The organism is Paucisalibacillus globulus, from assembly GCF_900184735.1.
In the GTDB taxonomy this organism is placed as follows: domain Bacteria; phylum Bacillota; class Bacilli; order Bacillales; family Amphibacillaceae; genus Ornithinibacillus; species Ornithinibacillus globulus_B.
Window position 1 is genome coordinate 184,196 of sequence record NZ_LT855390.1, and the last position, 13,896, is coordinate 198,091.

Consider the following 13,896-nt stretch of genomic DNA (forward strand, 5'->3'; position numbering starts at 1 on the left):
TGTTTTTGAATGAATTTGGTGGTAAAATACCGTCTTGGGAGGTGTTTGGAAATGTTAACTGATGAAAGGCACGCCGTTATTCAAAACCTACTTCATAAGTCTGGGATTGTCAAAACACAAGACTTAATGAACATATTAAATTGCTCTGAGTCTACGATTAGGAGAGATTTAGACCAACTTGAGAAAGAAGGTTATCTAAAGCGAATCCATGGTGGTGCAAAGAGGATTTACCAGTTAGATGAAGAATTAACTACGCAAGAAAAATCATCCAAAAACATTCAAGAGAAACAAATTATTGGAAAGTTTGCTGCATCTCTAATAGAGGAAAATGAAGTGATTTATTTAGATGCAGGTACAACTACTCTTGCAATGATAGATTTTATACAGGTTGGGAACATTACAGTAGTAACAAATGGTATACAGCATGCCTCTTTACTTTCGGATTATCATATCAACACAATCCTTTTAGGCGGTAACATAAAAGCATCAACGAAAGCAATGATTGGTTCGACTAGTCTTCGTAATTTAGAATCGTATCGATTTGATAAAGCTTTTATTGGAATAAATGGGATTGACCAGGAATTTGGTTGTACAACTCCAGATCCTGAGGAAGCAGCGATCAAAAAATTAGCTATAGAGCAGTCTGCTAATAGTTATATTGTTGCTGATCAATCGAAATGGAATAAGGTTAATTTTGTAAGAGTATGTGACATAGACGATGTATCCATAATCACAAATCTTGGTGATTTAGATTTAACATCATATAGAGAAAATACAACAATTTTGGAGGCTAAGTAATGATTTATACGGTAACACTTAATCCCTCTATTGATTATGTGGTGAGCGTTTCTCAGGTTAATCTTGGGAAGTTAAATAAAATGGATAGAGACCTCAAATTACCAGGTGGTAAAGGCATAAATGTTTCTAGAATATTAACGGAACTTGGTATGGAGACATGTGCATTAGGCTTTCTGGGTGGATTTACTGGTGATTTTATATCTGACTGGTTAAGAAAAGATGGAGTGCCTACGGATTTCATCTCCATCGAACAAGATACGAGAATCAATATTAAACTAAAATCTGATGAAGAGACGGAAATAAATGGCCAAGGTCCTACAATTACTCAGGAAGAAGCCAATCAACTCATACAGAAGTTTAAGAATTTAACTCCAGAAGACACGGTGATATTATCTGGAAGCAAGCCACCAAGCCTTCCTGAAGATTACTACGAAAAACTTATCCAAATAATTACTAATCAGCAAGCTTCTTTCATTATAGATACAACGGGTAAGGATTTAATGGCAGCACTTCCTTATAATCCTTTACTTGTTAAACCAAATAAAGAAGAATTGGCAGAATTATTTCAGGTTCCTATAAATGATAAAGATGATGTTCTTACTTACGGCAATGAGTTATTAGAACTGGGTGCGGAGCATGTTATTGTCTCTATGGCCGGTGAAGGTGCTTTATTATTGACGAAGAATGGAACCTATCAAGGCTATAACCCTAAAGGTACAGTTAAGAATTCAGTTGGTGCAGGAGATTCGATGATTGCAGGTTTTACAGGGGAAATTATTCAATCAAAAGATCCTGTAAAAGCTTTTAAAATGGGAATTGCTTCAGGAAGTGCAACCGCATTCTCAGATGACTTAGCGAAGAAAGAGGATATTCTTTCTCTACTTAATCAAGTTGAAGTTAAAGAAATAAGGTCATAATGCCTTAAATATAAAGGATGGTACGGATGAAAATTACAGATTTACTAAGAAAGGACATCATGATACTTGATTTGCAGGCAACTGAAAAAGAAGCTGCAATCGATGAGATGATTGAAAGCTTAAATAGAAGTGGCATACTTACGGATGTTGCTGAATTTAAGGATGCTATTTTAAAACGTGAGGCACAAACTTCTACTGGTCTTGGTGATGGAATTGCAATGCCACATGCAAAAAATAAGGCAGTGAAAGAACCAACTGTTCTTTTTGCAAAAAGTAAAAAAGGGGTAGAATACGAATCCCTTGATGGACAACCAGCATATCTATTTTTCATGATTGCTGTACCTGAGGGAGGGAATAACACCCATTTAGAAACGTTAGCAGCACTTTCTAGACAGCTAATCGAAAAAGAATTCGTAGATCAATTAAAAGATGCAACAACTCCAGAGGAAGTCCAAGCTTTATTTGCTGAGGAACAAGAGCAAGTAGAAAAAGAAGATTCCAAAGATGAACAACAAGTGGGAGGTAAACCATTTGTTGTTGCTATTACTGCTTGTCCAACTGGTATTGCCCATACGTACATGGCAGAAGATGCATTAAAGAAAAAAGCCAAGGAAATGAATGTCGATATCCGTGTAGAAACACAAGGGTCAGAAGGAGCGAAAAACACGTTAACCGAAGAGGAGATTAATCGTGCTAATGCTGTAATCATCGCAGCAAGTAAAAAAGTGGATTTGGCTCGTTTTAACGGAAAACATGTGATTCAACGGCCTGTTGCAGACGGCATTAAAAAGTCGGAAGAATTGATTACCAAAGCGGTAAAGCAAGATGCTCCTATTTTACACAGTGATGGTAATGAACAAAAGGCAGATGATATGGAAGATAAAGCTAACTCTATTTGGGGTAGAATCTATAAAGATTTGATGAACGGTATATCCCATATGCTTCCTTTTGTTGTTGGTGGTGGAATACTACTTGCACTTTCTTTCTTATTTGAAAGCGTATTAGGTAGTGATAGTGAAACATTTATTTTCCTAAATGAGATTGGTGGAAATGCTTTTAATTTCTTAATCCCAATATTTGCTGGATTTATTGCATTAAGTATTGCAGATCGTCCAGGATTGATGCCAGGTATGGTCGGTGGATTAATTGCTGTTAATAGTAATGCAGGATTCTTAGGCGGACTAGTTGCCGGGTTCTTAGCTGGTTATGTTGTGCTTCTATTAAGAAAGGTTCTACGTGGTTTACCTAAGTCTCTTGAGGGGTTAAAACCAATATTACTATACCCGGTACTTGGTTTATTCTTTACTGGAATATTAATGTACTTTGTATTTGGTCCTATCTTTGCAACGATTAATACAGCAATGGTTGATTTCCTTCAAAACCTTGGAACAGGTAATGCGGTAATCTTAGGTGTCATTCTTGGAGGAATGATGGCAATTGATATGGGTGGACCATTTAATAAAGCCGCCTATGCGTTTTCTATCGGAATTTTCACGGATACTGGCGATGGAAGCTTAATGGCTGCGGTGATGGCTGGCGGTATGGTGCCACCACTGGCGATTGCATTAGCAAGCACGTTCTTTAAACGTAAATTCTCTGAGGAAGAACGTAAATCAGGCGTGACTAACTATGTAATGGGACTTTCTTTTATTACAGAAGGAGCCATTCCTTTCGCTGCTGCTGATCCGTTACGCGTAATTGGATCTTCAGTAATTGGTGCTGCAATAGCCGGTGGCTTAACACAATTCTTTAACACAGCCATCCCAGCACCACACGGCGGTATATTTGTTATCCCACTAGCAGAAAACGCCATATACTTCCTCCTATCCCTAGCAATCGGAGCTGTTATATCAGCACTATTACTAGGAGTATGGAGGAAACCAGTCCAGTAGGGAGTGCCTGGCACTCCCCGAATTTTGTCGAATGGGTTGTTAAATGTATAAAAAGTGAAGTGATGTAATGTTTGAAACAAAACGATGTAGGATTAGAAGCTTTGAAGAGAAGGATTTAGACTCTTTCATGACCTATCGAAACAATGACGAGTGGATGAAGTTTCAGAGCTTTAAAAATAAGACCAAAGAAGAATATAGAAATGCTTTATTAGTTCCCCTAAACTTGGAAAATGGGACTCAACTAGCTTTTGCAGATAAAACTTCCGATACACTATTAGGAGATCTATTTATAAGAATTCAAGATAAGAGCATTTCCATGGGTTATAGTATTGATCCTAAACATGCTAGGAAAGGTTATGTGACAGAGGTATTAGAGGAATTATTGCTGAGGCTAAGGACTCAGTATCCTAATTATCGGATTGTCGCGATGACTGAATCTGAAAATATTCCTTCAAAAAACTTATTAGTAAAATTAGGCTTTGTCTATGTACAGTGGATAGAAGAATGGCAAACAGAAATGTATGTGTATCGTTCTAGCCGCTAATAAGCTTGTCTTAGCAGAATACATTATTCGGATCTTTTGCTGTGATTTGAAGGCAAAAAATCCGAATATGTAAGTGCTAATCAATAATCGTTATGATCGGTGGCTTATTCAAGAACTGAGAAAAATTAGAGAAATCTTCTTCAGACGCTTTTGCTTCTGGACTTGCAAATGCTTCTTGTAGCTTTTCAATATTTTCAAATTCTAATATTGTGATGAGATACAAGTTTAAGTCCGTATTCTGTGAATCAACAACACGATGTACCGAGTCATTTATTAAATTTGGTATCTTCCTTCCTAGTGGTACATGAACATTAAAATAATGCTCATCAAATCCTTCCTTATCCTTTGGTTCCTCATACATAATAACCATTTTTGCCATAATCTTATCTCCTCTCAAGTAACCAGTAGTAGAATATATTACGTTTCAGTAAATTTATTCCAATTAATAAACGTTCAATTCAAACATAACAATATTATTTTCTGAAATACTATTACTGGAGGTGAGTAGCATGTCAAAACGAAAAGCAAATCCGTTAACTAATGGATTAAGTTCACCAGAAATTGAAGGTCAAGGTACTACAAATAGAGAAACGGGAAGAAAAATGGTTGATTCTTCAAGGAAGAAGAAAAAGCGTACTTAAGACTATAGTCAATATGAAAAACAGGTGCACTGGAGGATTTATTGCACCTGTTTTTTTCTTTTCAATATTAATTCCTAGATGAGTTATATGGTTTTTGTAAATTTTTTGCAAATACATAAAAATTACTTTGACAGGTAGAGTACATTATCATATAATTACTCTATCAGATAGAACTCTATGTGACAAAGTACTTTGTGGAAAGGAGCAGTAATTTGATAAGAAGTGATATTATTCGTGGACATTTAGATTCCATTATTTTGCGGTTAATCTTAGAAAAGGATCGTTACGGCTATGATATTTCAAAGGAGATTGCCCATCGTACTAATCAGCGATTTGAGATAAAAGAAGCCACGCTGTATGCCGTTTTTCAACGATTGGAGAAAAAGGAATTAATTGAATCCTATTTTGGAAGTGAATCTAAGGGTGGTAAAAGGAAGTATTACCGTATTACAACACTAGGTAAAGCTTACTTTAAAGAGACGATTGAAGAATGGAAAGAGCTGAAGGATGTAATCGATATATTTATGGAGGGATTGGATTGAAAAAGTTAACTCAGCATGTACATCATTTATTTAAGGACATTCCAGATAGTGACCGGAAAGAGGTAGTTATGCAAGAAGTGCTACAGAACTTGGAAGAGAAGGTCTGGGATTTAATAGAGCAGGGAAAAGAAGAAGAAGATGCGATTAATAAAGCTATCGTTGAATTTGGGGATATTGATGAATTAAAAAGTGAACTTGGAGTAGTTACAGAAGTATCTAATAATGACCCAACCATCTTGAAAAATAGAAAATTAAGTTTAGAGTATTCGATCTGGGGTAGCTTGTTGATTATTGGCTTGTTTACCTTTATTAACTTTTACTATTCTCCTCAGGTAATCTGGTTTGTATATCCAACATTTGCTGTGCTCTGGTGGCCCCTATCGATGTATTATCGTTGGTTAAAAGTAAAAAGGGGGGAGTAACATGAAAAAGTATCAATGGGGTTTTGTTGCAACTGGATCTATCATGACCATCCTATTTTTAATGGTGGTTAACTTTATTACAAGCGAGGAGTATCCTTGGTTTATTTATCCTAGTGTTTTATTGTTATTACTTCCGCTTGGTCTTTACTGCATCTTTGAAAAGAAGCATGTCCTCTTTTCGATGGTCAGTTGTTTCATTGTAACCGTCCTATTAATTACGGAGAATTATATAAAAACACCAGAATATCCATGGGTGTTATATGTTGTTGCACCTATTATTCTTTGGCCAATTATAGCCATTCTAGGTAAACGGAATGCTAATATGTTTGTAGCCAGTTTCATTAGTACTATATTTATTCTGTATTATGTTCTCTTAAATATTTATTTAGCTCCATCAAATCCGTGGGCTATTTTCCCGGCATTTGTTATTCTATGGTGGCCACTGACCTTTTATCACATCAAGAGACAATCCTTCTTTGCCTTTTCTGTTACCGCCTCACTATTCATTAGTTTGTTTTTTATTAGTATTAATGTTTTCTATTCACCGAATACTATCTGGGCTATTTATCCAATCTTTGCTGTATTATGGTGGCCTTTGAGTATGTATTATTTTCATTATCGGAAAGTCATCTGAATGGATTGTTCTATACTGAGGTACTCTTATGTTTATATTCATGATCACTAAGAAAAGTATACGTTGTTCAGAAAATAATTCTAAAACCTTATTAATGTTTAATATTATTTAGTAATAACTTTTTTACAAAGGTGGATACAAGAATGAACTTTGAACTTAATGAAGCTATTGAGATTTTGGAAAGAACACCAAAAACATTGGAATATTTTCTTTCTGGTTTATCTATTAATTGGCTTCAGTGTAATGAGGGGGAGGATACTTGGAATCCTTCCCAGGTAATGGATCATTTAATTGAAGGAGATAAAACAGATTGGATACCTAGAGTGGAAGCTATTTTGCTTGCTGAAAGAGATATCCGATTTCCACCATATGATCGATTTTCCCATCTTAATAAACTAGAGAGGACAATAGAAGAGAAACTAGCGGAATTCCAAACAGTAAGGGTGGAAAGTTTAGAAAAAATAAGAAATCTTATTAATTCTAATTCCGATCTTGAATTAACAGGTATCCATCCCGAATTTGGCGAAGTGAAGCTTAAGCAATTACTCTCGACTTGGACAGTTCATGACTTAACCCATATCGCTCAAATTGTTCGCGTTATGGCAAAACGATATAAACGTGATGTTGGACCTTGGATGTCCTATTTAGGAATCTTACAATAGGTGCAAGCTACTACTTGTGTTTGGAAGCATTCGACAAAAATCGGGTAGTGACAGGCACCTTATAGGGGGGGGAGTGGTGATGCTAGAGCTAAATCCGGAGTGTTTTATTTTGGAGCCTGTTTTTGCTACGATTACTTGTGAGCCTAGTTGGCAATGGAAACGGAAGGTCCCTCTTCCTAATTATGATTTGGTGTATGTTTGGAAAGGGGAGGGGATGTTAGTTGTAAATGGGGAGGAATACATCATATCGCGGGGGAGTTGTTTTTTCTTCCATCCTGGTGACTGGGTAACGGCAACACATAATCCACATAATCCTCTCCAAATGACCTACATTCACTTTAATTTTAGGAACGAACCAGCTATTAAACCAATAGAGTACCGTGTTATCCAAGACACCATTATGTTTGAATCTCTCCTTACTAGATATGTTCGGCTGTTCTTAATAGAAACTTTCGGAGCAGAAATAGAAGCAAAACTAATCCTTAAGCAATTAATGATTCAGTTGTTGCGTGAAGATCAGCAGGGTGAAAGAAATCTTCCGAACATGCAGCAGTCCCTCCTATCCGCAATTAAAGAAGTTGCAAACCACATACAACAACATCCTGGTTATCATCATACAGTAGAGAGTCTTGCTACACGTGCTAACTTCTCCCCTCGTTATTTCTCCCGTAAATTCAAGGAAATCATTGGTGAATCTGTCCGGTCTTATATTATTCAGGTACGGATAAAAAGAGCGGAGCATTTACTACGTTACACCGGAATGACCGTAACCGAGGTAGCAGAGGCATTAGGCTATAGCGACCTTCATTTTTTTAGCCGTCAATTTAAACAATATACTGGTAAAAGTCCATCTGAAATACGCTAATTTCATATCGATATATTTATGAGCACCTTACCAAGATTGGTTAAAGGTGTTTTTTAATTTGTAAAAAAAGAGATGCAAAATAATGCAAATTTTATATCAAACAGTCTAAATATTTTTACCGACTACGATGCTACTATTTAACTACATCCACAAAGAAGTAACAAATATCAAGGAAAAGAGTGATGATACATGTGTGGAATTACAGGATGGATAGATTGGAAACAAGATTTAAAGAAGCAGGAATCAATCATCAAATCAATGGCAGAAACACTAGAGAATCGTGGTCCGGATGCTACTAATGTTTTCACTGAAGGTCACGCGGCATTAGGGCATACTAGGCTAATTGTGGTTGACCCTAGCGGTGGTGCACAACCAATGACAAGACAATCCAAACAAGGGCATTCGTTCACTATCGTCTATAATGGTGAACTTTATAATACCGAGGAACTTCGTAAAGAATTAGCAAATCGGGGATATTCATTTAGGTCCCATTCTGATACAGAAGTACTCCTCAACGCTTATATCGAATGGCAGGAAGATTGTGTGGAGAGGTTAAACGGCATATATGCTTTTGCCATTTGGGACCATCACCAAGAAAGACTTTTTATGGCAAGAGACCGTCTAGGAGTTAAGCCATTATTTTATAAACATATTAATAGTACGCTCTTATTTGGATCAGAACTTAAGGCAATCTTAGCCCATCCAGATGTTAAAGCAGAAATAGACCGGGAAGGCCTACAAGAAGTATTTGGTTTAGGGCCGTCTCGAACACCAGGACATGGCGTTTATAAAGGAATAAACGAACTAAGGCCAGCACACCTTCTTCTCTATAATCGTAATGGTATCCGAATCAACCGATATTGGAATGTAGAAAGCCGCGAACACACCCAATCATTGGAAGATACGGTAGAGCAAGTAAGATTTCTAGTTGAGGATGCTATTGTTAGGCAGCTAGTAGCAGATGTTCCAGTTAGTACATTCTTATCTGGTGGGCTAGACTCAAGTGCTATCAGTGCGATTGCTGCAAATCATTTTAAGCAGCAAGGGAAGGGCGCACTTCACACGTATTCGATTGATTATGAACAAAATAGTGAATTCTTTCAATCTAGTTTATTTCAGAAAGATGAAGACCGACCATGGATTGAAAAGATGACCCAACATATTGGTTCTGTTCACCATTCAAAAATTATGTCACAAGAAATGTTAGCAAGCAGGTTAGAAGATGCAGTAAAAGCAAGAGACCTACCTGGAATGGCTGACATTGATTCTTCTCTTCTTTGGTTCTCGGAGGAAATAAAGCAAGACTTCACGGTTGCATTGTCAGGAGAATGTGCGGATGAAATTTTTGGTGGTTATCCATGGTTTTATCGTAAGGAATTATTACAAGACGACCATTTTCCATGGATGAAATCAGAAGGCGAACGACACGGGCTACTTTTACCCCATTTGCAGAAGAAACTAACTCTAGAAGAATACGTTCAAAATCGATATAAGGAAACATTACTAGAAGTACCGAAGTTAGAAGGAGAAAACCCTATAGAAGCAAGACGCAGAGAGTTGTTCTATTTAAATATGAATTGGTTTATGGCCACCCTACTCGAACGTAAGGACCGAATGAGTATGCGTGCTAGTTTAGAAGTCCGAGTTCCATTTGCTGATCACCGATTGGTGGAGTATATGTGGAATATTCCATGGGAGATGAAATACTTCGGAGGAATGGAAAAAGGAATCTTAAGGAAGGCACTGGAAGGAATATTACCTCATTCAATTTTGTATCGAAAGAAAAACCCATACCCAAAAACCCACAATCCAGCGTATATGAAGCTAGTAAAACAAATGCTTACTAGTATTATCGAAAATAAAAGCTCTCCAATTCTAGAATTGGTCTCCAAACAACAAATAAGAGAAATTATTGACTCGAATGGTTCTTCTTTTAAAGTTCCTTGGTTTGGGCAACTCATGACAGGGCCACAGTTAATTGCCCATCTATCACAAATAAATATGTGGCTAGATTTATACAATGTCGACATCGTGGACTAAGAACGGTGACTCGAACAATACAAAAATAATAAAAATACAGGAGGAAGAAATATGGGGAAATTATTCACGAAGGAAGAAATATTAAAAATCGCAAAGGAGGAAAATGTCCGTTATATTCGACTTCAATTCACTGATTTATTTGGCATGATAAAAAATGTAGAAATACCAGTACGTCAGCTAGAAAAAGCGCTGGATAATCAAATCATGTTTGATGGGTCATCAATAGAAGGATTTGTCCGTATTGAAGAATCTGACATGTATTTATACCCAGATTTAACTACATGGCTCATCTTTCCATGGGAAGTAAATCAAAGCAAGATTGCGAGATTAATCTGTGATGTGCATTTACCAGATGGAACTGCATTTCCTGGTGACCCTCGGGGAATATTAAAGAAGATATTAGGAGAAGCAAAGAAATTAGGATTTACAGCGATGAATGTTGGACCTGAGCCGGAGTTCTTCTTGTTTAAAACAGACCCTAGTGGAAATCCAACGATGGAACTGAACGACAATGGAGGTTATTTTGACTTATCACCGGTAGATCTTGGTGAAAACTGTAGAAGAGAAATCGTTCTAACTTTAGAAGAAATGGGATTTGAAATTGAGGCCTCCCACCATGAAGTGGCTCCGGGACAGCATGAAATTGACTTTAAGTATGCAGATGCAGTGGAAGCGGCGGACCAAATTCAGACTTTTAAGCTTGTGGTGAAAAATATAGCAAAAAAACATGGGCTATATGCAACATTTATGCCAAAGCCACTGTTTGGTGTAAATGGTTCTGGAATGCACTGCCACCAGTCACTCTTCCGTGGAAAGGACAATGCTTTTTATGACGAAAAGGATGAACGTGGGCTAAGTGAGACAGCGAAACAATATCTGGCAGGTATTCTAAAGCATGCTTACAGTTTTGCGGCAATCACTAACCCGATAATTAACTCATATAAGCGCTTAGTACCCGGTTATGAGGCACCTAGCTATATTGCATGGTCAGAGAAAAATCGAAGTCCGCTAGTCCGTGTTCCAGCAAGCAGAGGAATGAGCACCCGAATTGAGTTAAGAAATCCTGATCCATCTGCAAATCCTTATCTTGCCCTAGGAGTCATGCTTGCCGCAGGATTGGATGGTATTAAAAATCGACTTGAATTATGTGACCCTGTTAATCAAAATATCTATCAAATGACTGAGGCGGAAAAGGAACGTATCGGAATTACAAGTCTCCCAAAGGATCTCGAGGAAGCCATTAGTGCTCTTGAAGGAAATGAAGTTATCACTAGTGTACTGGGCGAACACATCAGTAACCATTTTATAATTGCTAAACGAATGGAATGGGAAGAGTATCGTACTCAAGTGCATCCTTGGGAAAGGGAGAAGTATAAGTGAGGGTTACGATACTAAATAGGATTTTTGCTAGACAGTTTAAGTGATATTTGTAAAGTACTAGAAGCACCTGCAAACTTTGATTTGTAGGTGCCTCTTATGTAGTAGAAAAGATTTAATTCTCTATTGTTTCTTCTTTAATAACATTTGCTTCAAATCCCATCTTTTTAATCCTCGAGATGATTTGGTTCATACTTAATAAGTCACTATTAAATGTTACATACCCATTCTCATCCTCATAAGATACAGTTACTTTACTAACCCCTTCTAATTTCGAAATGGATCGTTCCACTTTTTTAGGGCAGTCTTTACAATGCATCCCTTTGATTTCTAAAAAAACAATCTCAGACATCAATTAACACCACCTTGTAATAATTTATTTGTCTGTACATTATATGATTAGATTCATCATTAAATTTTAGAAAAAATGTATTGGAGTCATTTAGAACAATTTTGTGAATTTTATTCTTTAAAGCGTAATGTTTCACAAGGTATTCATTGATTAGTTTTCCTAATACTGGTAGTTTAGAAAGAGCAAACTGAGTATTAGTGTAGGAGGTTAACAATTATGAAAAGATGGACTTGGATGTTCGTGTTAGTAATCTTAATAATGATGTTATCTGCATGTAATGACGATTCAGAGAAAGATACCTCACAGGATACAGAGGAACTAAAGACATTGGCAGTTGAATTTGAAGTTCCAGAGAAAGCAAGTGTCGGTGAAACAGTTGAATTGAAGGCTACGGTTACATATGGTGATGAAATTGTAAACGATGCCGATGAAGTTTCTTTTGAATATTGGTTACAAGAAAATGAAGACGATAGTACGACAATAGAAGCTATTAATAATGAGGATGGTACCTATACTGCGGAAGTTTCCTTTGCTACGGATGGTGTATATGAAATATATGCTCATACAACGGCTAGAGATTTACACACCATGCCAAAAGAATCTATTACGGTTGGAGAGGGTATAGCTGCTGGGGAGGAACATCAGCATGAGGAAGGCCATGAACACTCTAGCCATACAGAAGGATTTGGTATGCACTTTGTTCAACCAGAAGATGTACAAGTGAATGAAGAAATAAACCTGACTGTGCACTTAGAGATGGACAATGAACCGCTTGAGGAAGCTAGAGTTCGTTATGAAATTTATCAAGAGGATTCCGAAACGCCTGACTGGGTGGATACAAAAGAATCCGTATCCGGTGAATATTCTAGTTCATATTCCTTTGAACAAGAGGGTGTGTACACTGTTGTGATTCATGTGCAAAATAATGAAGGTCTCCATGAACACACTGAAAAACAGATAGAAGTCAATAAATAAGTGAAATAAGGGGAGAATCTTTTACCAGTAGATTCTTCCCCTTTTTGTATTATTAAATTAATTATTCTCTGCCATCCTACCCAATGGGCCTTCTTCATTAATAATATCTTGTATATCATAAACAGAAATCGGAAACATAGGAAAACCATACACATATGGTGTGATTTCATATAATTGGAAATAGAGTACGATGGTTTTATCCGCGATATAGAAGTCCTGATTAGGGCTAATTTCGGTAAAATCTTCAATAAGTTGAATATCTCGCTGGGCGATTTGTTCCTTTACGATGGCGGATAACCTTTCCACGTAGTTGCTGTTTGGTTTAAATAAATCTTTAAGTTCACATTTCTTCTGAGTTTGTAGATCAAACGTTAACGATTTGATATAGGTCATACCATGGGCTGCTTTATCATGATAGGTGTAATTAGTGAGGGAGATACTTAGGACATCTCGTTGGTTATTTTTAAGCTCATACGTACCAAGCATTTCTACGACGGTTGATGGCATGTTTTCAATCTGCATATTAATTAGTGCTTGTGCCTCTTGAATGATGGATTGATTAATAAATCGTTCCATTGATTGATCTCGCATCTGTACTGCTTGAGGGTAATATATATTTTTCTTAGAACCACCACTAACTCTAAACGTCATAATCTGGACTGGAAAAGTGGGCAATATACTCATTCCTTTTTTAATGTATCTTATTCTTTAGGAATGGGTATGTGACTAGTTTGATTCAACCTAGATGGTGTGTTGTTGTAAAAGTTATATTAGTTTCATGAAGTCATCCAAAACCAAAAAAATCAGTGGTAAGTAGTAAAAGCAATAGGAAAATGATAAATGCTAATTGGCTAAGGGTGAATAGATAAGCATTCCTATTTTCAACATATCTCCATTCCATATAAGCCCGAGCAATTTCGGAAACGATAAGGAATAAAAAGATCAATGAGTGTACTTCCAAAAACCATAATCTCTCTGATAAATCTCTGGTGATATTAAAGGAAAAACCGATAAATAAGAGGAAAATAAATGTAATTCTAATGGTCCAATCGATTATTTTATGTTGGTGATTGATATGATGATATGAAAAGAATTTCTTTCTCTTTACCCTTAGCAATTTTCTCATAATAGTATTAAACAAAAATAATAGTAGTCCGAATATGGCCAGAATTAGAAAGAGTTCCAGCCAAAAGTTTGGTCCAAAACCATACATATATGCTCATCCCCTTGTAATT

The 13,896-nt window shown here is 36.7% G+C and carries 17 protein-coding genes; 13 read left to right on the forward strand and 4 right to left on the reverse strand.

The annotated features are described in order from the left end of the window. Positions 1–51: 51 nt before the first annotated feature. The 4 genes from BN999_RS10230 to BN999_RS10245 all read left to right on the forward strand — a co-directional run bounded on the left by BN999_RS10230 (position 52) and on the right by BN999_RS10245 (position 4,151). Positions 52–798, forward strand: coding sequence for a DeoR/GlpR family DNA-binding transcription regulator (locus BN999_RS10230; RefSeq protein WP_096271274.1), 747 nt, complete (start codon positions 52–54; stop codon positions 796–798). Next, positions 798–1,715, forward strand: a complete 918-nt coding sequence (gene pfkB, locus BN999_RS10235; RefSeq protein WP_096271275.1) for a 1-phosphofructokinase — start codon at positions 798–800, stop codon at positions 1,713–1,715. The genes BN999_RS10230 and pfkB overlap by 1 nt, the downstream gene beginning before the upstream one ends. A 26-nt stretch (positions 1,716–1,741) precedes the next feature. Then, on the forward strand, positions 1,742–3,607 hold the full coding sequence (locus BN999_RS10240; protein ID WP_096271276.1) for a PTS fructose transporter subunit IIABC: 1,866 nt from the start codon (positions 1,742–1,744) through the stop codon (positions 3,605–3,607). A 67-nt stretch (positions 3,608–3,674) separates the two neighbouring features. Next, positions 3,675–4,151: a GNAT family N-acetyltransferase gene (locus BN999_RS10245; RefSeq protein WP_096271277.1), complete on the forward strand. Its 477-nt coding sequence runs from the start codon at positions 3,675–3,677 to the stop codon at positions 4,149–4,151. A 76-nt stretch (positions 4,152–4,227) separates the two neighbouring features. On the opposite strand, the gene BN999_RS10250 is transcribed toward BN999_RS10245, so the two are convergent. After that, complete coding sequence (locus BN999_RS10250; protein ID WP_096271278.1) at positions 4,228–4,530, reverse strand: EthD family reductase; 303 nt, start codon at positions 4,528–4,530, stop codon at positions 4,228–4,230. A 130-nt stretch (positions 4,531–4,660) separates the two neighbouring features. Between BN999_RS10250 and BN999_RS10255 the strand changes: the two genes are divergently transcribed. From BN999_RS10255 to glnA, 8 genes are all read left to right on the forward strand, one after another. Then, a complete protein-coding gene (locus tag BN999_RS10255; protein WP_084287909.1) occupies positions 4,661–4,792 on the forward strand; it encodes a YuzL family protein in 132 nt (43 codons plus the stop codon). A 212-nt stretch (positions 4,793–5,004) separates the two neighbouring features. Continuing rightward, positions 5,005–5,334 (forward strand): PadR family transcriptional regulator, encoded by a 330-nt coding sequence (locus BN999_RS10260; RefSeq protein WP_096271279.1) that lies wholly within the window; start codon positions 5,005–5,007, stop codon positions 5,332–5,334. Further along, positions 5,331–5,756, forward strand: a complete 426-nt coding sequence (locus BN999_RS10265; RefSeq protein ID WP_096271280.1) for a permease prefix domain 1-containing protein — start codon at positions 5,331–5,333, stop codon at positions 5,754–5,756. Before BN999_RS10260 ends, BN999_RS10265 begins: the two co-directional genes overlap by 4 nt. Position 5,757: 1 nt before the next feature. Further along, entirely contained in the window at positions 5,758–6,390 is a 633-nt protein-coding gene (locus BN999_RS10270) for a hypothetical protein (RefSeq protein ID WP_096271281.1), read from the forward strand. Positions 6,391–6,533: 143 nt separating this feature from the next. Next, complete coding sequence (locus tag BN999_RS10275) at positions 6,534–7,052, forward strand: DinB family protein (RefSeq protein ID WP_096271282.1); 519 nt, start codon at positions 6,534–6,536, stop codon at positions 7,050–7,052. Between the two features lie 79 nt (positions 7,053–7,131). Then, positions 7,132–7,917: a helix-turn-helix domain-containing protein gene (locus tag BN999_RS10280; protein WP_096271283.1), complete on the forward strand. Its 786-nt coding sequence runs from the start codon at positions 7,132–7,134 to the stop codon at positions 7,915–7,917. 189 nt (positions 7,918–8,106) lie between these two features. Continuing rightward, on the forward strand, positions 8,107–9,957 hold the full coding sequence (gene asnB / locus BN999_RS10285) for an asparagine synthase (glutamine-hydrolyzing) (RefSeq protein ID WP_096271284.1): 1,851 nt from the start codon (positions 8,107–8,109) through the stop codon (positions 9,955–9,957). A gap of 51 nt (positions 9,958–10,008) precedes the next feature. Continuing rightward, the gene (gene glnA, locus BN999_RS10290; RefSeq protein ID WP_096271285.1) at positions 10,009–11,337 is read left to right on the forward strand and encodes a type I glutamate--ammonia ligase; all 1,329 of its coding nucleotides are present in this window, start codon (positions 10,009–10,011) and stop codon (positions 11,335–11,337) included. A gap of 112 nt (positions 11,338–11,449) precedes the next feature. On the opposite strand, the gene BN999_RS10295 is transcribed toward glnA, so the two are convergent. Further along, on the reverse strand, positions 11,450–11,686 hold the full coding sequence (locus BN999_RS10295; protein WP_096271286.1) for a heavy-metal-associated domain-containing protein: 237 nt from the start codon (positions 11,684–11,686) through the stop codon (positions 11,450–11,452). Positions 11,687–11,902: 216 nt separating this feature from the next. On the opposite strand from BN999_RS10295, the gene BN999_RS10300 reads away from it, so the two are divergent. After that, positions 11,903–12,661: a FixH family protein gene (locus tag BN999_RS10300; RefSeq protein ID WP_096271287.1), complete on the forward strand. Its 759-nt coding sequence runs from the start codon at positions 11,903–11,905 to the stop codon at positions 12,659–12,661. Positions 12,662–12,718: 57 nt separating this feature from the next. Here the strand turns inward: BN999_RS10300 and BN999_RS10305 are convergent, their stop codons facing one another. Both BN999_RS10305 and BN999_RS10310 read right to left on the reverse strand, forming a co-directional pair. Next, complete coding sequence (locus tag BN999_RS10305) at positions 12,719–13,312, reverse strand: DUF3298 and DUF4163 domain-containing protein (RefSeq protein WP_255247443.1); 594 nt, start codon at positions 13,310–13,312, stop codon at positions 12,719–12,721. Positions 13,313–13,445: 133 nt separating this feature from the next. Continuing rightward, entirely contained in the window at positions 13,446–13,874 is a 429-nt protein-coding gene (locus BN999_RS10310; RefSeq protein WP_096271289.1) for a DUF4181 domain-containing protein, read from the reverse strand. Between the last annotated feature and the right edge of the window lie 22 nt (positions 13,875–13,896).